Genomic DNA, 18839 nt, shown 5'->3' with positions numbered 1-18839 from the left:
GGCCCCCTCAGCAGCCGGGTCAGCCACCCGAACTTTCTGCCTGCCAAAGTGACCCTGCACATCACCACGTTCGAGGGCAGCAGCGCCCTGAGTAGCTTCCGCGCGCAACGGCTCCAGTCCGCACTGGAGGCGATTCACCCCCGAATCACCGGCATTGCGGCCCGCTTCGTGCATCTGGTCGCCACCGATGCCGCCCCCACCGCCGCCGAGCAGGCGCAGCTTGCAGCGCTTTTGACTTACGGCGACGCCTACGCCGGGCCTGCGGACGGCCCCGCCATCGTCGTCACGCCGCGCCTGGGCACCGTGTCGCCCTGGGCTTCCAAGGCGACGGACATCGCGCGCAACTGCGGGCTGCGCATCCGCCGCGTGGAGCGGCTGACGGAATACCGCCTGACGCTCAAGCCCGGGCTGCTGGGCGGCGCGCCTGAGCTGACGGCCGCGCAGCAAACGCAGATTGCCGACCTGCTGCACGACCGCATGACCGAATCGGTGGTGGCCGACCGCGCCGAGGCACACCAGCTTTTCACCGAACTGCCGGCCGAGCCGATGCAGCAGGTGGATGTGCTGCAAGGCGGGCGGGCCGCGCTGGAGCGGGCCAACACCGCCTGGGGCCTGGCGCTGGCGGCCGACGAGATTGACTACCTGGTCGACAACTTCACCAAGCTGGGCCGCAACCCCACGGATGTGGAGCTGATGATGTTCGCGCAGGCCAACAGCGAGCACTGCCGCCACAAGATTTTCAACGCGCAGTTCACCATCGACGGCGTGGCGCAAGACAAAAGCCTGTTCGGCATGATTCGCCACACCGAGCAGCAAAACCCCCAGCACACGGTGATTGCCTACGCCGACAACGCCTCGGTGATGGAAGGGCATCAGCAACAGGTTTTCCAAGCGCAATCGCCTGCTGGCGCAGGTGCGTCGGGCGCTGGCAGCTATCAAAAAGAAAGCGGATTGCGCCATGTGCTGATGAAGGTGGAGACGCACAACCACCCCACGGCCATATCGCCTTTCCCCGGCGCGTCGACGGGCGCAGGCGGCGAAATTCGTGACGAAGGCGCCACGGGCCGGGGCTCGCGCCCCAAGGCGGGGCTAACCGGCTTCACGGTGTCCCAACTGTGGCCGGATGAAGGCGCGGGCAACGGCGCCAACCCAAGCGTCGGCAAGCCCGAGCACATGGCCAGCGCGTTGCAGATCATGACCGAGGGGCCGCTGGGCGGCGCCGCGTTCAACAACGAGTTCGGCCGGCCCAACCTGCTGGGCTACTTCCGTGAATACGAGCTACCGGTAGGCGAGGGCGCCGATGCCGTCCTGCGCGGCTACCACAAGCCCATCATGATCGCGGGCGGCCTGGGCCACATCGACGCCCGGCTGACGAAGAAGATTGAATTCGGCCCCGGCGCGCTGCTGATCCAGCTGGGCGGGCCCGGCATGCGCATCGGCATGGGCGGCGGCGCGGCGAGTTCGCTGGCCAGCGGCGCCAACGCGGCCCACCTGGATTTTGATTCGGTGCAGCGCGGCAACCCCGAGATCGAACGCCGCGCGCAGGAGGTCATCACCGCCTGCCAGGCCATGGGTGACACCAACCCCATCCTGGCCATCCACGACGTGGGCGCGGGTGGCTTGTCCAACGCGTTTCCTGAGCTGACCAACGACGCCGGGCGTGGGGCCACGTTCGATTTGCGCGCCGTGCCGCTGGAAGAATCCGGCCTGGCGCCCAAGGAAATCTGGAGCAACGAAAGCCAGGAGCGCTACGTGCTGGCCATCGCGCCCGAGTCGCTGCCGCTGTTCGAGGCGATCTGCGTGCGCGAGCGCTGCCCGTTTGCGGTGGTGGGGCAGGCGACGGCAGAGCGCGAGCTGATCGTGACCGATGGCGCCTCTCCGACCGAGGCGCCCGCGCGCAGCGCCGGGCCGCCCCAAGCAAGCGAAGCGCCCTCGGGGGGCCGCGAACCACGCGCAGCGGGGAGCGTGGGGGCCCCAGTCGACATGCCTATGGATGTCTTGCTCGGCAAGCCGCCCAAGATGCACCGCGACGTGGCCACCGTGCAGCGCACGTTCACGCCGCTGAACCTGGAAGGCGTGGCCCTGCAAGACGCGGTGATCAAGGTGCTGAGCCACCCTACCGTGGCCAGCAAGCGCTTTTTGATCACCATCGGCGACCGTACCGTGGGCGGGCTGACGCACCGCGACCAGATGGTCGGACCCTGGCAGGTGCCGGCGGCCGATTGCGCCGTCACCCTGGCCGATTTCGCTGGGTTTGCCGGTGAAGCGATGAGCATGGGCGAACGCACGCCGCTGGCCGCGCTGGATGCCCCCGCCTCCGGCCGCATGGCGGTGGCCGAGGCCATCACCAACCTGTTGGCCGCGCCGATCGAGCTGCCGCGCGTGAAGCTGTCCGCCAACTGGATGGCCGCCTGCGGCGAACCGGGTGAAGACGCCGACCTGTACGCCACCGTCAAGGCCGTGGGCATGGAGCTGTGCCCCGCGCTGGGCGTGTCAATTCCCGTGGGCAAGGACAGCCTGTCCATGCGTACGCAGTGGACGGATGCGCAAGGCACGGCGCGCAAGGTGGTCTCGCCCGTCAGCCTGATCGTGAGTGCCTTCGCCACCGTGGCCGATGTGCGCAACACGCTCACCCCGCAGCTGGTGCGCGAGGGCGACACCACGCTGGTCCTGGTAGATCTGGGCAAAGGCCGCCACCGCCTGGCGGGCAGCGTGCTGGCGCAGGCGCTGGGTCAGTCCGGCAGCCCGTCGGTGGACGGCGTGCCCGATCTTCATGATCCGCAAGACCTTAAGAACCTGGTCGCCGCCGTGAACCAGCTGCGCGCCGAAGGCAAGCTGCTGGCCTACCACGACCGCAGCGACGGTGGCCTGCTGGCCGCCGCCGCCGAGATGGCCTTTGCCGGTCAGGTGGGCGTGGCGCTGAACGTTGATCTGCTGGTAACCGAGGGCGACGGCATCAGCGACAGCCGCGCCGAATATGGCGACGCCAAGAACTGGGCGCAGCAGATCAGCGCCCGCCGCGAAGAACTGACCCTGCGCGCGCTGTTCGCCGAAGAGCTGGGCGTGCTGCTGCAGGTGCGCACGGCCGAGCGCGATGCCGTCATGCAGGTGCTGCGCGCGCACGGCTTGTCGAAATGGAGCCACTACGTGGGCAAGACGCGGCCCGCGGATGCCCAGATCGACAAAGGCAAGGGCCAGCTGAGCGTGTGGCGCGACACGCGCGAGATCTTTGCCGCCAGCCTGCAGGATTTGCAGCAGGTGTGGGACAGCGTGAGCTGGAAGATCGCCCGCGAGCGCGACAACCCCGCCTGCGCCGACGCCGAACACGCCAGCGTGGGCAACCCGGCCGACCCTGGCCTGTCCATCGTGCTGTCGGCCGATCTGCAGAAGAATATGGCCCTGGCGCAGGCTGCACCAGCGCCGGCAGCTATGAATAATGTAGTGGTTGGCGGTGCCAGACCGCGCGTGGCCGTGCTGCGCGAGCAGGGCGTCAACTCGCACGTCGAGATGGCCTACGCCTTCACCGAAGCGGGTTTTGAAGCCTTCGACGTGCACATGACCGACCTGCAAACCGGCCGCGCCAAGCTCAGCAGCTTTGCCGGCATGGTGGCCTGCGGCGGCTTTAGCTACGGCGACACGCTGGGCGCGGGCATCGGCTGGGCACGCTCGATCACCTTCAACCCGGCGCTGGCCGAGCAGTTCAAGGCCTTCTTCGCCCGCCCAGACACCTTTGGCCTGGGCGTGTGCAACGGCTGCCAGATGTTTGCCGAGCTGGCCGACATCATTCCCGGCGCCGAGCACTGGCCGCGCTTCACCACCAACGTCAGCGAACGTTTTGAGGCGCGCCTGTCGCTGGTGGAAGTGCTCGATTCGCCCAGCCTGTTCTTCACCGGCATGGCCGGCAGCCGCGTGCCCATTGCCGTGGCGCATGGCGAGGGCTACGCCAACTTCAGCGTGCGCGGCGACGCGGCCCAGGCCATCGCCGCCATGCGCTACGTGGACAACCACGGCGCGGCCACCGAGGCGTACCCCTTCAACCCCAACGGCAGCCCCGGCGGCCTGACGGCGGTGACCACGGCGGACGGGCGCTTCACCGCCATGATGCCGCACCCCGAGCGGGTGTTCCGCAACATCCAGATGAGCTGGACCAGCCTGCCCCAGGGCGACTTCAGCCCCTGGATGCAGATCTGGCGCAATGCGCGCCGCTGGGTGGGTTAAGCCATAACAACGCCGCCAGGCCAGTGCCAACGCGGCTGTCCCGCCCACGCCAGGGCGGGTGTGAAGGAGGGAGCATGAGCCAACAGTTTTCAACCATCGCCCGGGCGCTGGCGGCGGCCGCCGCCGCAGCGCTGATCGCCGGTTGCGCTACCCCTGCGGGTGGCAGCGCGGGTGCCAGTACCCCACAACCGGCGGGGGCGCCCGTGCCAGCGCCGCAAGAGCCCAGGCCGCCCAAGGTGGTCAACCACACGCCCTTTGACCACCTGACGCTGGCGGGCGTCGACAAGTTTGGCGAATACACCTCGCTGGCGCTGAAGATCACCTACACGATCCAGGCCGACGGCAGCCTGCGCCCCACGACGAAAGACCAAGAGGTCTTCATCGATGAGCACACCCCTCACGCCGACGACTACGACTGCCGTCCGCATGGTGGTGGCTTCAACCAGCGCACCACCTGGTTCCCCGATACCGGCCTGTTCGTCGCGGGCGGCAGCCTGACCGCGCTGCGGGATAGCGCTGGCCAGCCGCGGCCTCTGCTGGGGCTGACCAAGGGCGATCGCGGCATCATGGGCTTCACCGGCCCGAAGGCGCGCACGTCCGAATACGTCTATCTGCCCTGCGTGGGGGCCCAGCGTGCCCGCGCCGGCTTTCGGACCATGGGCTACGTGCTGCCGGGCGACCGCCTGCAACTGCAACCCGCATCCGCCAACGCCAAGCCCGTCACCCTCACGATCCCGGCATACCCGCGCCCCTATGTGGCCTTGGAGTTTGCCGACCGCCAAGCCCGCGCGATCGCGCCCGCCAACCTGGTGCTGCTCACGGTGGATTTACCGCGCCGGCGCGTGGTCGCGCAGTACCAGGTCACGGTGGCGATGCAACCGCAGGTGTCACTGGCCGATTGGCTGGTGGTGCTGCCCACGCAGGCGCTGCCGCAAGACAAGCCGGAGATGCGAGCCATCAACGACGCGGCAGCCCGCTACATCGACACCTGTGAGCCACCCAACAAACCCATGGACCCGTGCACCAACCCGCACGGCCAGCTGCCCGAGATCCTTCGCAAGTGACGCGCCCCTTGCTTTTGGCCGGCGGCGCGCCAAGGCGACACCCGCGGGTCGCTGCGGTGGCGCAGTGGTGACGGCGCCTTCTGACGTGCTGGCGCAAATCGGTTACGCCCACCTGGCCGAGGTGATGGCCGTGCAGGCCCGCGCCTACGGCCCGCAGTTCCTGGAAGCCCCCGAAGTGCTGGGCAGCAAGCTGCGCGCAACCGGCGGCACCTGCTGGGGCGCATTCGTGGCGGCGCCGTCCGCAGAGAGCGCATTGCGAGACGCCAGCGGGGATTTGGATGCCCGCGCCAGCGCGCCCATCCTCTGCGCCTACGCCATCGCCCACACCGTGCCGCAGGGCGCGCCCCTGGCGCTGAACAAGGTGCTGGCCGCATCAGCAGCACCGCCCGGGCCCGCCGACTGGCTGTACGTGCACGACATCGCGGTTGACCCCGATTGGGCCGGTGCGGGCCTTGCCGGCAAACTGCTGGACGCCGTGCTGGCCGCAGGCCGGCGCCTGTCGCTGCGCCGGGCGATGCTGGTGGCGGTGCAGGGTGCCGACGGCTACTGGGCGCGCTATGGCTTCGTCGCCCAGCCGCCGCCGATGCCCGTGCAGGGCTTTGGCGAAGGCGCGGTGTGGATGTCGCGCGCGCTTTGAGATGCGCTGGCGCGTGAGCGCACCGGGTGGGTTGGGCGGATTTCTGCTGAGTCAGTTAGGGCTGGAGATCAACGAGGAGAGGTGCTGCGATACGAGCGTGTAGAAACGCGAGTAGCCACCTTGCTCATTCAAAAACCATAGCTGACAGCGCAGGAGCAGCGGGCGCTAGGGCCTGATTGAATACCTCATGCTTGCGGCCTATCCCTGGTTCGTACCCGTTGCGAAACGCAGGCCATTTTTGACCGCTGATGTGCGGCCCGATGGTTCAGCGGCCCCATCCAGTTTGGCGCGCACGCTTACTGCGGCGCGTCCGCATCCAGCGGCGGCGTGACCAGCAGCACCGGCACGGGTGAGTTGCGCACCAGCCGATCGGAGGTGGAGCCGCGTTCCAGCATGCGGCGGATGGGACCGAGGGCGCGCGTGCCCATGACGACCATGTCGCAGTGGTGCTCGCCGATCAGATCGAGGATGGCCTGGGCCGGGTCGCCCTGGGCGACGACGGATTCAAAGGGCACGCCAGCATCGCGCAGCAGGGCGGCGGTGGACGCCAGCAGGTCTTCGCCCGCTTCCAGTGCGGCGCCTTCGATCAGTTCAGGTTCGCGCGCGGTGACGAGCTCGTAGAAGCTGGCCGGCTCCTGCACGTTCACCAGCAGCAGGCTGGCCTGCAGGCCGCTGCGCATCAGTTGCAGCGCAAAGCGCGCTTCGTGCAGGGACAGGTAGGTGCCGTCAACGGGCAGGAGGATTTTCATGGCTGGGCCTTGCAAAAGGTTAACTCACTTCTGTTTTGATAGCTGCTGGCGCAGACTGCACCAGCGCCAGCAGCCATTCTGAACCACAACCGGGCCGGCGCCCCAGCTGGGTGCTTGCGCCGGCCCCTGGCAGCATCAGTATTCCCAGAAGATGCGCTGCAGGTCTTGCGCGGTGCGCGGCTGCGTCAGCGCCACCATCGCCAGGATGCGGGCTTTCTGCGGGTTCAGGTCGTGCGCGACCACCCAGTCGTATTTGTCGTCGGGCTGCTCGGCGTTGCGCAGCACAAAGCCCCCCTGGTTCACGCGCGAGCTGCGGATCACCTGCACACCGCCGCTGCGCAGTTTTTGCAGCGTGGGCACCACGCGGTTGGCCACCGAGCCATTGCCCGTGCCGGCGTGCACGATGGCCGTGGCGCCTTTGCCAGCGGCTTCGACCAGCTCGGCCGGCACGTTGCCGTAGCCGTAGGCGATTTCCACCTTGGGCAGCTCGGTGATGCGCTCGATGTCGAATTCCGACTGCACGGTGTGGCGCTTGACGGGGGCGCGGAACCAGTAGTTCTTGCCCTCGACGATCATGCCCAGCGGGCCCCAGGGGCTTTTGAACGCCTCGGTCTTGATGTTGACGGCCTTGGCCACGTCGCGGCCGCTCTGGATCTCGTCGTTCATCGTCACCAGCACGCCTTTGCCCTTGGCGTCCTGGCTGCCGGCGGTGGCGACGGCGTCGTACAGGTTCAGCGCGCCGTCGGCCGACAGCGCGGTGCCTGGGCGCATGGAGCCGACCACCACGATGGGCTTGTCGGTGTGCACCGTCAGGTTGAGGAAGTAGGCGGTTTCTTCCAGCGTGTCGGTGCCGTGGGTGACGACGATGCCGTCCACGTCGGGCTGCTTGGCAAGGGCCGAGACTTTGCGCGCCAGCGTCAGCAAGTCCTGGTTGGTGAAGCTTTCCGAGGCGATCTGCAAGACCTGCTCGCCGCGCACGCTGGCGATCTGGCCCAGCTCGGGCAGGCCGGCGATCAGCTTGTCCACTGGCACCTTGGCCGCGGCGTAGGTGGCGCTGTTGGCGGCCGATGCGCCAGCGCCGGCGATGGTGCCGCCCGTGGCCAGCACCACCACGCGCGGCAGGGCCTTGGCTGCGGGGGCAGCGGCCGTGGCGGGGGCCACCGGTGCCACGGGCGTGGCGGCGGCTGCGGTCGGCGCGTTGGGCGTCTGCGCGCAGGCGCCCAGCAGGCTCAGGCTGACGGCCAGGGCCAGCGCTTTAAGGGGGGTGGAAATGGATACGGATGTCATGCTTGAGTCCTCCTGACGATGAAACGTGGCCTCTGAACAGCGGCCTTGATCGGCAGCGCACGCGCGGATGCAGGCTTGCCGCCGCGCGCACGCTACCTCCTTGATCGGTCAACGCCGCGGGCGGTGAACCGTCGGCCGATGAAGAAGCAGTGATCGTGCCACATCGCAGGGCTGGGCTGGCATGAAACGCAAGCGGGTGCGGGCGCCAGCTGAGCGCTGCGCGGCGGGGGCGTGCCAAGGAGAGAGGCGGGCAGGACGGCAGATTCGCCCGGCGATGCGGCGCGCTGGCGCGGAGGTGGGCAGTCGCCGCTACCTCAATGACCGGAGTCGGTTGACCGCCATGGGCCTGCCGAGGGTTCAATGGCGATTGGGACGGGCAGGGCGCTGCGCTATCCCAGCCGCGCCATCACGCCCGCCGCAGCCAGCCCACGCCGCTCAGCCGTCCTGGCCCACGCCCGGCTTGGCGCGGTAAAAGCGCAGCGCCTGCGCTGCCGCTTCACGTGCGCCTTGCTGCAGCACGCTGCGTTTGGCGCGGCCAACGACGTGCATCTCGCACGGTTTGCAGTCAAAGCGCAGGGTCAGCTTTTCCTTGCCGTTGATCAGTTGCAGCGGCTCGGCCTTCACCGTGCCTTTCACGCCGATCACGCCCTTGGCCTGCTTGGGGCACAGGCTGAGCGAAAAGCGCACGCAGTGCTTGGTGATCATCAGGCTGACTTCGCCTTCTTCTTCCTGGCTTTCGTAGGCCGCGTCGATCACCTTCACGCCGTGGCGGGCGTAAAAATCGCGCGCCTTGTGGTTGAACACGTTGGCCAGGTAAGTCAGGCTGTCTTCGGGGTAGGGCGTGGGCGGCTGCACCGGCGTGGCGCGCGGCAGGCGCTGCCAGGCGGCGGCGCGGGCGCCTTCCAGCGCTTCGATGGCGCTGCGGCGCAGCGCGTTGGCCACGCTGGCGGGCACGAACCACGGGCGCGACCAGGCCAGCGCAATGTCGATGGGCGCGAAGATGGTTTCGCCCAGCTTAGCCAAAGAATCGCGCAGCTTGGCTTCGCCCGTTGCTTCATCTTTAGGAGCTTGCCACGCAAGCTGCACCTGCGCTGAGGCGGTGTTTCCTTCTTCATCGGTGGCCGTCAGCGCCAGGCCATCGGCTGTGTCAGACAGGTTCAACCAGACGCCGATGCGCCGGTCGGCGGATTTTTTCTCCAGCGTGCGCACCCAGTCCATGCTGCGGTTGCGGTGCACCGTGGTGCCCTTGCGCAAGTCGTGCAGCGCGGCCATGGCGTCTTTGGGGAACACGCGCCATGCGCCGTCGCCCAGCGCCTCGACGCGGTTCGCCTGCGCGCCCACCAGCTCTTTTTGCTGGTCCCAGTAGCACAGGCCGTCGCCGTTGGCCAGGGTAAGGGCCGGGTCGTCGGTGCGCAGATCAAAGTGGTCGGCCGCCACCTGGGTGACGAAGCCGATGGGCTGGCCGGGGTTCTTGGGCGTGTCGAAGGCGCCAATGTCTTGCTGGCGGCCGTTAACGAAGTAGTCGGTGAATTCGCGGTTGAAGTTCTGCAGCGGATCGGGCGAAAAGGTGAAAGTGGTGCGCCCGGCGCTGGCGCGGGCCAGCTCGGGCCGCTCGTCCAGCACTTCGTCGAACAGGCGGCGGTAGTGGGCGGTGATGTTCTTCACGTAGCCCATGTCCTTGTATCGACCCTCGATCTTGAAGCTGCGCACGCCCGCGTCGATGAGCGGGCGCAGGTTCAGGCTCTGGTTGTTGTCCTTCATGCTGAGCACGTGGGCGTCGTGCGCGACAAAGCGGCCCTGCGCGTCCAGCACCTGGTAGGGCAGGCGGCAGGCCTGGCTGCAGTCGCCCCGGTTGGCGCTGCGGCCGGTGTGCGCGTGGCTGATGTAGCACTGGCCGCTGTAGGCCACGCACAGCGCGCCGTGGATGAAGAATTCAATGCTGCAGCGCGCCGGGTCCAGCACGTCGCGGATGGCGGCGATCTGGTGCAGGTCCAGCTCGCGCGCGGGCACGATCTGGCTCAGGCCCGCGTCTTGCAGAAAACGCGCCTTTTCGGGCGTGCGGATGTCGGTTTGCGTGCTGGCGTGCAGCTGGATGGGCGGCAGGTCCAGCTCGAGCAGGCCCATGTCCTGCACGATCAGCGCGTCGGCGCCAGCCTCGTACAGCTGCCAGGCCAGGCGGCGGGCGTCTTCCAGCTCGTCGTCGCGCAGGATGGTGTTCAGCGTGACGAAGATGCGGGCGTTGAAGCGGTGCGCGTGCGCGGCCAGCCGGGCGATGTCGCGCACGGCGTTGCCCGCATCGGCGCGGGCGCCAAAGCCTGGGCCGCCGATGTAGACGGCGTCGGCGCCGTGGTTGACGGCCTCGATGCCGATGTCGGCGTCGCGGGCGGGGGAAAGCAGTTCGATCTGGTGCGCTTCGGGCATGGGGGCGGATTATCGGTTAAATCGGCCTTTGGCGCTTGTTCAGCGTGCGCTGGCAGCTATCGAATTGAGAGTGATTCAGCTGGGGGCGCGCGTCGGCGCTGGGGGCGACGAAGGAGAGGAGGGCGGCCGTACTCTGCATTCTTCACCGCCGATCTCATCGCTGGTGCGCGAGGGCAAGTCTGAGTTCACGCCCGCGCAGCCACGAGGCCGCCTGAGCGGCGCCAAGGCGCGCCGCTTCGCTGCCTGCGTGGTAGCGCATCACGCCAGCGCGGTCAACGCGATCCGGCCGACGATTCGCCCGCCGCAGGCATCACGGGCGCATTCGACGCGCGGGCGGCGCCCTGCTTGGCGGGCGCAGCGCTGGCGGGCGAATCCACCGAACGCGGGCGTCCGGCCTTGGGCGCCTTGCTGCCCTGCTTGAGCAGCGGGGCGCAGCTGGCGTTGTCGGATGCGCCGGGCACGGTGATGGGCGCCAGCACCAGCGCGCCGGGTGCCACGGCCAGCGCGGCCACTGCGGCGGCCGCGCGCACCACCAGCGGGCCAGGCTTGACGCCCACCTTGGGCGCGGCAAACGGGCCTTTCACCTCCAGCGGCGTGCGCAAAGAGAACAGCTTCAGCTCGTAGGCCTTGGGGTTGACGTCCATGTCCAGCTGCTCGGTGCGCAGGTTGGCGGTGCCAGTGATGTCGACCAGCGCATCGTCGGTGTTGATCTTCACGTCGCGCAGGTGCGCCACGCCGTCGCGCACGGGAATGTCGGCCAGCGCGCAGCGCAGGCGCACTTCCTTGTCTTGCCCGAACAGTTTGGACACCACCACGCTGCCCAGGTTGAGGCCCGCCAGGTCCAGCAGCTGCTGGCTCATCACGCCGTCGCGCACGTACAGGCGCAGCTCGCCATTGGCGGTGGCCGCCATTTGCGCCACCGACGCGCCGCGGGCATCTACCGCGATGCCGCCGTCCACATCGCCCAGGCTTTTCTTCATCAACTCGACCTTCGGGAACAGCGACGACAGCTTCAGGCCCTGCACGTCGCCGCGCACCGACACGGCCATGGGCTGCTTGCGCGGATCCATCTGCACCTGGGTCTTGAAGTGGCCGCCCGCCACGCCGAAATCCAGTGGCACCAGCTTGAGCAGCCCGTTTTCCAGCACCGCGTGCGTGCTGATGCTGTTGATCGGCACGGCCTGCGGGCGTTCGATGCGCTGGCCGGTGTAGCGCAGGTCCAGGTCCATCTTGTCCCAGCGGGCGGTGTCGAACGGGTCGTCGGGCAAGACCTTGCCCGTGCGCGGGGCCTTGTCGGGGTTGTTGGACTTGGCGCCCACGATGGGGCCGAGGTCTGCCAGCCGCACCAGCTTGGATCGCAGGGTGCCCGACAGGCGCGGGCGCGCCTCGGCCGAGGTGTAGGTCACCTCGCCCGCAATGTCGCTCTGGCCGATCGTGCCGGTGAAATCCTTGTAGTCCCACACCGCCTGCTTGGCCTTCAGCTGGCCGACCAAGTGCCCGTCGGTGGCGAAAGCGGGCGTGTCGGGTAACACAATGCCGGTGAGGGGGTACAGATCGGCCAGGCTGCCGCCGCGCAGGGCCACCTTGAAATCCACGCCCGACAGTTGCCGGGGGTTGGCGATCACGCCCTCGGCCGTGGCCGACACCCGCCCAGCGCGCGCCTGCAGCTGCAGCGGGAAATCCAGCCGCTCGTCTTTCAGCGACAGCAGCTCGCCCGCCTTGCCGCTGCCGCGCACCTGTGCCTTGGCGTGCCAGCCCGAGAACTCAAAGCCGACCCCGTAGCGCCCGCCGTCCGTTGCCTCCGGCGCCAGCGTATCCAGCGTGCCCGCCAAGCTCAAATCGCGCGGCGCATCGTCGTAGGCCAGGCGCCCGTCGCTCAGCACCACGCGGCCGATGGAAACCGACCAGCTGGAGCGGTCGCTGGATTTCGGGAAAGCCAGGGTCCAGTTGTCGCGGCCGTCCTTTTGGCGCTCCAGCCGCACGTCGGGCTCAGCCAAAGCCACGCGGCGGATGTCGATCGTGCGGCCCAACAAGGGCAGCAGGGCCAGGTCGGCGGACACCTGGCCGATGTGCGCCAAGTGCGGCGCGCGGCCTTCGTAGCCGGTGGGGTTGCCGATCAGCACATCCTGTGCATGCACCGTGGGGCCGGGCACCCAGCGGCGCCAGGTGGTTTCGCGCTGCTGAGGCCATTCCCACTCCAAATCGAGCGGCCCGCGGATGGCGAAGGGCCGGCCCAGTGCCTCGGAAACCTGCGCCGAAACCCAGGCGCGCGAGCGGTTCCAGTCGTTCCAAGTCAGCCAGGTGATCCCCATCACGGCAACCACGGCCAGCGCGAGGACGAGAGTCAGCACCCAGCGCAAGATCGACGTGCGCGGCGGGGCTTCGGTGGGGGATACGTTGGGGCGATAGACGGGTTCCGGGGACATGGTGGTGGGCGTGGCACCGGCCGACAGCTTTGGCTCGGGTGCTCTCTGGGCGATAGCAGTAACGCACCCATCCTAGGCCTTAACAGGCCGCTGTGGCGCCCAGGATTGCTGCTTTAGCCGCTTTCCTACACGGCCTTGCGCAGCTTGGGCACGCGTGGTTCGGCGAAGGCCGACACCAATCGCACCAGCCGCCCGATCCTTGGATGCGTGGCCTTATCTGCGTGCGCAGCGCTGCGCTGGCCGACCATTCGCCCAGGGCGGTCAAAGACACTGGAGGCGGTATATTTGCTGTTGCAGTAACACTTGACAGCAAATATCGCGATTTGCCACAACTTGCGGCAGCAATTGAAAGATTTGAGATGCAAAAGAAGCTAATCCTTCATCTGGCTGCCGCTCTGTGTATGGCATCCGGCGCCGCGGTGGCAGACAACGTGCTGCTCATCAACGGATCGGGCCGCACGCCCAGTCCGAGCACCACCACCGGCACCACCAACAACTGGTTGACCACATGCGGGGCGGGCCACACGGTGACCGTTGCCGATACCCCGCCAGCCAGCCTCGCGGGGTACCAGCAAGTCTGGGATTTGAGATTCGCAAATCAGAGCCCACTGACCACGGCAGACCAGGCAGCCTATCTGGCATATCTGCAGTCGGGCGGGCGGATGTTCGTGATGGGCGAGAACATTAACCTGGGCGCGCGCAACGCCACGGTGATTGACTTTATTGATACCGCAGGGGGCGGCGCGCTTACTTTCGTCGATCCCGGAAATGCGCAAGCCGTGACTGGCGTGCCTTTTACAGACGGTGGGTTGAGCACCATCGTCTGGTGGGCGGCGGGCGGCACCACGACCCCGGGCAGCGGCGTGTTTGCCGCGAGCAACGCGAATGGCGGTTCGGCCATCGTATGGCGTACGGGTACTCTGGCCAATGCACCCACAGGCACCCTAGCTGTTGTCTTTGACGTGAGTTTCATGGAGCCGCCGTCGCGAACGCCGAATGAAGATCAGTTCTTTCGCAATCTCTGTGCGTTCGGCAGCATGAGGGGGGGGGGCGCCGCGGTGGCCGTGCCGGCGAATTCGCCTTGGGCTTTGTGGAGCCTGGCTTGCGCTCTCGGTTTGGCGGCGATGGTCATACTGCGCAAGCGGCGGCACAATTGAGGCGTGTTCGGGCGGGATGGCCGCCCTTGGCACGCGTGGGCTTCATCACTGAGCCTGAGTTTTCGGCGTCGCCACGTCACTGCGTTTGAAACGCGGCGCGCGCCCTATCGATACCGTGGATTGGCCAGAAACCCGACCAACTTGCGTGCGCCTAGCCGAACGGTGGCGTCGACCACCATGACCGGCGCTGAGCGCAAGCGCGCAACGTCCCGCGCGCTGCCGCTAGACGCACTGCGCGGCCTGGCCATGGTGTGGATGACGGTCTACCACTTCTGCTTTGATCTCAACCACTTCGGCCTGATCCGGCAGGACTTTTATTTCGACCCAGTCTGGACCTGGCAGCGCACGGGCATCGTCAGCCTGTTTTTGATCGCCGCGGGCATGGGGCAGGCGCTGGCGGTTCAGGCGGGGCAGCGCTGGCCGCGTTTCTGGCGGCGCTGGGCGCAGGTGGCCGGGTGCGCACTGCTGGTCACGCTGGGCTCGTGGTGGATGTTTCCGCACAGCTGGATCAGCTTTGGCGTGCTGCACGGCATGGCGGTGATGCTGCTGATCACCCGCTGGGCCTTGCTGCGCGGCCTGTCGGGCGCGTGGCCTTGGCTGTGGGGCGCGTTGTTGGTGGCTGCTGGCCCGCTGGGCAGCGCCTGGCTACAGGCCAACGCGGGCGCGCACCCTGCGCTGGCTGCCGCGCTGGACAGCCGCTGGTTGAATTGGCTGGGCTGGGTTACCCACAAGCCGCCCACCGAAGACTTCGTGCCCCTGCTGCCCTGGCTGGGCGTGATGTGGTGGGGCGTTGGCGCAGCCCAGCTGCTTCGCGCGCACGCACCGGGTTGGCTGGCCCAGCCGGTAGGGCGCGCTGGCGGGGCGCTGGCCTGGCTGGGGCGCTGGAGCCTGAGCTACTACATGCTGCACCAGCCGGTGCTGATCGGCGCGCTGACCGCGTGGGCGGCCTGGGGGCGATAGGCGCCTCTGTAGCGGCCTTCGTCGTGACCCGATTGGCGGGCGGGTGAACGCCAAAAACGGGATGATGGCAAAGCCGACTCGATTGGGATGGAAGCGGCTGCGGGGCTTGGCGGCAGCCCTGAAAAGTACCAGTTAAAACGCCCTCCGGCGCCCGCCCCATCTGCGCTGGCTGCTATCAAAACTGAAATAAAAATGGGCAGACACCTTCACGGCGTCTGCCCTGTTTGGGTGCGGGCGGCGCGTGCGCCCGGCAACCGGAGCGATTACTCGATCTTGGCCTTGGCGCGCAGGTCTTCCTGGAACTTGGCCAGCTTCTGCTGTTCCATCTGCTGCTTGATCTGCGCTTTCACGTCGTCGAACTTCGGCGCTTCAGGCGCCTTGGCATCGCGAACGTCGTCCACGCGGATTACGTGGTAGCCAAATTGGGTTTTGACCGGCGTGTCGGTCATCTGGCCCTTGTGCAGCTTGCCCAGCGCTTGGGCAAATTCGGGCACGTAGCCTGCGGGGTTGGCCCAGCCCAGGTCGCCGCCTTGCGCGCCGGACCCCGGGTCTTTGGACTGCTTCTTGGCCAGGTCTTCAAACTTGGCGCCCTTCTTGATCTGGGCAATGATGGCCTTGGCCTCGTCTTCCTTCTCGACCAGGATGTGGCGCGCCTTGTACTCCTTGGCGCCGGCCGCGGGGGCCTGCGAGGCCACGAGGCGGTCGTATTCGGCCTTGGCTTCCTCGTCGGTGACGGGGTTCTTGGCCTTGTAGTCTTCGAACAGGGCGTTGATCATCACGCTTTGGCGCGCCATTTCCATGTTCTTGCGGTAGGCCTCAGTGCCTTGAACGCCGCGGCGCTCAGCCTCTTGCATGAAGATTTCGCGCGCGATCACTTCGTCGCGCAGCTGGTTCATCACCTCGGGCGGCACGGGCTGGCCCGTGCGCTGGGCCGTGGCCTTGACCTGCGCTTCCAGCGCTTCCAGGCGGGCTTTAGGAACCGGCTTGCCGTTGACGATGGCGACGTTCTGCGCGATGGCGGGCAGGGCCAGGGTGGCAGCCAGCGCGGCGGCCACGGAGACGGTCAGGATGTGTTTTTTCATGAAAGCGCGGGGTGGTGGTCAATCGACCGGAACTGCGGGCCTGCGCGGCCCATTGGGTGAAAGCTTGAATTATCGCGTTTCGATAGCGAGGGCATGAACCCCGTCGCGGTCGATGTAGCCCTGCAGCGCCTCATACACCAGCCGGTGGCGCGCAACGCGGTTCAGGCCGTCAAAGCGCGACGAGGCGATGCGCACGCGAAAGTGCGTGCCAAAGCCGGTGCCGTTGGCGCCCGCGTGGCCGGCGTGCTGCCAGCTTTCGTCGAGCACTTCAAGATCGGTAGGCGCCAGCGCGTCGCGCAAGGTGCCGGCCATGCGGTCGGCCAAGGGCATGTCTGGCGCGGTCATCCTGCGCTCCCGGGCGGTTGGTCGGGGTTGGCGGGCGCCGCGTCGTTCTGCATGTGGCGCGCCACGTAAAAGCCCTGACCGATGATGAAGGTGACGGGGAAGATGTAGCCCCACAGCTTGAAGTTGGCCCAGGCGTCGGTTGTCCAGTACGCCGCCACGTACCCGTTGATGGCGGCCATGAACAGGCAGTACAGCATCCAGGCCACGGTGAGGCGGTTCCACACCGGGTCTGGCAGGTTCAACTGGCTGCCCAGCATGATCTTGAGGAAGTTCTTGCGAAACCCCCACAGCGCCACGGCCAGCGCCACGGCCATCGCGGTGTACAGCACGGTGGGCTTCCACTTGATGAAGCGTTCGTCCTGCAGCACCAGGGTCAGCGTGCCGAAAATCAGGATCAAGGCCAGCGTGGCCTTGTGCATGGCAGACAGCTTTTTGTCAATGGCGTAGACGATCGCCATCTGCGCCGTGGTGGCCACCATCAGCACAGCCGTGGCGGGGTAGATGCCGTACAGCTTGTAGGCGCCGAAGAACAGGACGATCGGCAGGAAGTCGAGCAGGGCTTTCATCAGGCCGGGCAGTTTACTTGGCCTCGAAATCCAGCGCGGCCGAATTCATGCAGTAGCGCAGGCCGGTGTCGGTGGGGCCGTCGGGAAACACGTGGCCCAGGTGCGCGCCGCAGTTGGCGCAGACGGTTTCGACGCGCACCATGCCGTGGCTGACGTCGCGCCGCTCTTCAATGGCGCCGGGAATGGCCAGCGAGAAGCTGGGCCAGCCGCAGCCCGCGTCGAATTTGGTGTTGGCGTCGAACAGCTTGGCGCCGCAGCACACGCAGTGGTAGCTGCCGTCGGCCCAGTGCTGCTCGTACTTGCCGGTAAAGGGGCGTTCGGTGGCGGCGTGGCGGGTGACCTCGAAGGCGGCGGGCTCGGCGTGCTTGTCGGCCAGCAGTTGGCGCCATTCGGCGTCGGTTTTCTGGATGGGGTGGGTCATGATGAACAGCTGATCTGGATCTGGTCGGCCCAGTCCGGCGGAAAACCGGCCCAGGCGGCGTGCTGCGGGTGCTCGTCGTACGGGCGTTCCAGCACGGCGAGCAGGTCTTGGATCATCGAAAAGTCTTTTTGTTTCGCCAGCGCAATGGCTTGTTCAGCCAGGTAGTTGCGCAGCACGAAGGCGGGGCTGTGATTCAGTGCCAAATTGGCGTCTGGCGCTAGTCCAGACTGCGCTGTCAGCTCTTTTAATTGTAGCAATAGTTGGTCGATGGCGGCGCGGTCGTGAAACAGATCCTGCACCGTATCGGCCGGGGCGCCAGCAATGTGCTGCGCCAGGCGCCGCCAGGCGATGGTGAAGTCGGTGCGTTCCCTGGCCATCAGGCCCAGCCATTCGCCCGCCAGGGCGCGGCTGGAAGGCGTGGCGCTGGCCTGGCCCAGCTTGGCGGCGTGCAGGCGGGCCAGTTCGGCATCGAACTGCGGTTTGAAGCCGTGCAGCGCGGCCATGGCGTCGTCCACCTCGCCGATCAGCGGGAGCAGGGCCTGGCCCAGGGCGAACAGGTTCCAGTGCGCCACGCCGGGCTGGTTCTCGTACGAATAGCGGCCCGCGTGGTCGGAATGGTTGCAGATGTGCCGTGGGTCGTACGCATCCATGAACTGGAAGGGGCCGTAGTCGATGGTCAGCCCCAGGATGCTCATGTTGTCGGTGTTCATCACGCCGTGCATGAAGCCCACCGCCTGCCACTGCGCCACCATGGCCGCGGTGCGCCGCACCACCTCGGCCAGCAGTGCGGCATAGGGGTTGGCGGCGTCGCGGCAGGCGGGGTAGTCGCGGTCGATCACGTAATCGGCCAGGGTGCGCAGTGGGCCGGGCTGGTTGCCGTGGCTGAAATGCTCGAAATGGCCAAAACGGATGAAACTGGGCGCCACGCGCGTCACGACAGCGGCGGTTTCGATGGTTTCGCGGCGCACGGGCTGGTCAGACCCTGTGACGCACAGCGCGCGCGTGGTGGCAATGCCCAGGCCGTGCATCGCCTCGCTGCACAAAAATTCGCGGATCGACGAGCGCAGCACGGCGCGCCCGTCGCCCATGCGCGAGTAGGGCGTCAAGCCGCTGCCTTTGAGTTGCAGCTCTTGCGGGCCGCCCGGCGTGGCGACTTCTCCCAGCCACAGCGCGCGGCCGTCGCCCAGCTGGCCGGCCCATACGCCAAACTGGTGCCCGCTGTACACGGTGGCCAGCGGGGTGCTGCCTTGAATGAAGGCGCTGCCGCTCAGCGCTTCCAGCACGCCGGGCGCTTGCCACCAGACATCGCGCAGGCCCAGCTCGCGCGCCATGGCGGCGCTGCGGGCGATCCAGTACGGGTCGCGAATCGGGTCGGGCGAAAGGGGCGTGTAGAAATCGCTGCCCAGCGCTTGCAGGCCAGGTTGCCAGCGCAGGCCGAGATCGACCGCTGCAGCCTCGGCCATCGGGGTGTCGGGACTTGCCATCGGCGCATTGTCGCTTGCACCG

The 18839-nt window shown here is 67.5% G+C and carries 14 protein-coding genes; 5 read left to right on the top strand and 9 right to left on the bottom strand.

What is annotated here, in order from left to right:
- Positions 1-48 precede the first annotated feature (48 nt).
- From purL to C6570_RS18165, 3 genes are all read left to right on the top strand, one after another.
- On the top strand, positions 49-4218 hold the full coding sequence (purL, locus tag C6570_RS11940) for a phosphoribosylformylglycinamidine synthase (RefSeq protein ID WP_106703412.1): 4170 nt from the start codon (positions 49-51) through the stop codon (positions 4216-4218).
- A gap of 74 nt (positions 4219-4292) precedes the next feature.
- The gene (locus tag C6570_RS18170) at positions 4293-5282 is read left to right on the top strand and encodes a hypothetical protein (RefSeq protein WP_164675538.1); all 990 of its coding nucleotides are present in this window, start codon (positions 4293-4295) and stop codon (positions 5280-5282) included.
- A 67-nt stretch (positions 5283-5349) separates the two neighbouring features.
- Positions 5350-5919: a GNAT family N-acetyltransferase gene (locus tag C6570_RS18165; RefSeq protein ID WP_164675537.1), complete on the top strand. Its 570-nt coding sequence runs from the start codon at positions 5350-5352 to the stop codon at positions 5917-5919.
- Positions 5920-6215: 296 nt separating this feature from the next.
- Here the strand turns inward: C6570_RS18165 and C6570_RS11930 are convergent, their stop codons facing one another.
- The 4 genes from C6570_RS11930 to C6570_RS11915 all read right to left on the bottom strand — a co-directional run bounded on the left by C6570_RS11930 (position 6216) and on the right by C6570_RS11915 (position 12802).
- Entirely contained in the window at positions 6216-6668 is a 453-nt protein-coding gene (locus C6570_RS11930) for a universal stress protein (protein ID WP_106703410.1), read from the bottom strand.
- A gap of 135 nt (positions 6669-6803) precedes the next feature.
- Positions 6804-7955, bottom strand: coding sequence for a type II asparaginase (locus C6570_RS11925; protein ID WP_106703409.1), 1152 nt, complete (start codon positions 7953-7955; stop codon positions 6804-6806).
- A gap of 435 nt (positions 7956-8390) precedes the next feature.
- Positions 8391-10376 (bottom strand): peptidase U32 family protein, encoded by a 1986-nt coding sequence (locus C6570_RS11920; RefSeq protein WP_106703408.1) that lies wholly within the window; start codon positions 10374-10376, stop codon positions 8391-8393.
- Between the two features lie 272 nt (positions 10377-10648).
- Entirely contained in the window at positions 10649-12802 is a 2154-nt protein-coding gene (locus tag C6570_RS11915) for an AsmA family protein (protein WP_106703407.1), read from the bottom strand.
- Between the two features lie 203 nt (positions 12803-13005).
- Between C6570_RS11915 and C6570_RS11910 the strand changes: the two genes are divergently transcribed.
- Together C6570_RS11910 and C6570_RS11905 are read left to right on the top strand one after the other, a co-directional pair.
- The gene (locus C6570_RS11910) at positions 13006-13959 is read left to right on the top strand and encodes a hypothetical protein (protein WP_123812255.1); all 954 of its coding nucleotides are present in this window, start codon (positions 13006-13008) and stop codon (positions 13957-13959) included.
- Between the two features lie 177 nt (positions 13960-14136).
- A complete protein-coding gene (locus C6570_RS11905) occupies positions 14137-14919 on the top strand; it encodes an acetyltransferase domain-containing protein (protein WP_106703405.1) in 783 nt (260 codons plus the stop codon).
- Positions 14920-15182: 263 nt separating this feature from the next.
- On the opposite strand, the gene C6570_RS11900 is transcribed toward C6570_RS11905, so the two are convergent.
- The 5 genes from C6570_RS11900 to C6570_RS11880 all read right to left on the bottom strand — a co-directional run bounded on the left by C6570_RS11900 (position 15183) and on the right by C6570_RS11880 (position 18817).
- Complete coding sequence (locus tag C6570_RS11900; protein ID WP_106703404.1) at positions 15183-16001, bottom strand: peptidylprolyl isomerase; 819 nt, start codon at positions 15999-16001, stop codon at positions 15183-15185.
- A gap of 69 nt (positions 16002-16070) precedes the next feature.
- Positions 16071-16346 carry a BolA family protein gene (locus tag C6570_RS11895; protein ID WP_106703403.1) on the bottom strand — a complete coding sequence of 92 codons (276 nt, stop codon included), beginning with the start codon at positions 16344-16346 and terminating at the stop codon, positions 16071-16073.
- A complete protein-coding gene (locus C6570_RS11890; RefSeq protein WP_106703402.1) occupies positions 16343-16912 on the bottom strand; it encodes a septation protein A in 570 nt (189 codons plus the stop codon). The genes C6570_RS11895 and C6570_RS11890 overlap by 4 nt, the downstream gene beginning before the upstream one ends.
- A gap of 13 nt (positions 16913-16925) precedes the next feature.
- Positions 16926-17333, bottom strand: a complete 408-nt coding sequence (gene msrB / locus C6570_RS11885; RefSeq protein ID WP_106703401.1) for a peptide-methionine (R)-S-oxide reductase MsrB — start codon at positions 17331-17333, stop codon at positions 16926-16928.
- The gene (locus C6570_RS11880) at positions 17330-18817 is read right to left on the bottom strand and encodes a protein adenylyltransferase SelO (RefSeq protein WP_106703400.1); all 1488 of its coding nucleotides are present in this window, start codon (positions 18815-18817) and stop codon (positions 17330-17332) included. Before C6570_RS11880 ends, msrB begins: the two co-directional genes overlap by 4 nt.
- Between the last annotated feature and the right edge of the window lie 22 nt (positions 18818-18839).

The organism is Ottowia oryzae (genome assembly GCF_003008535.1).
Lineage (GTDB): Bacteria > Pseudomonadota > Gammaproteobacteria > Burkholderiales > Burkholderiaceae_C > Ottowia > Ottowia oryzae.
The sequence above is the reverse complement of the archived record's forward strand: the minus strand, read 5'-3'. Positions and strand labels throughout refer to the sequence as shown.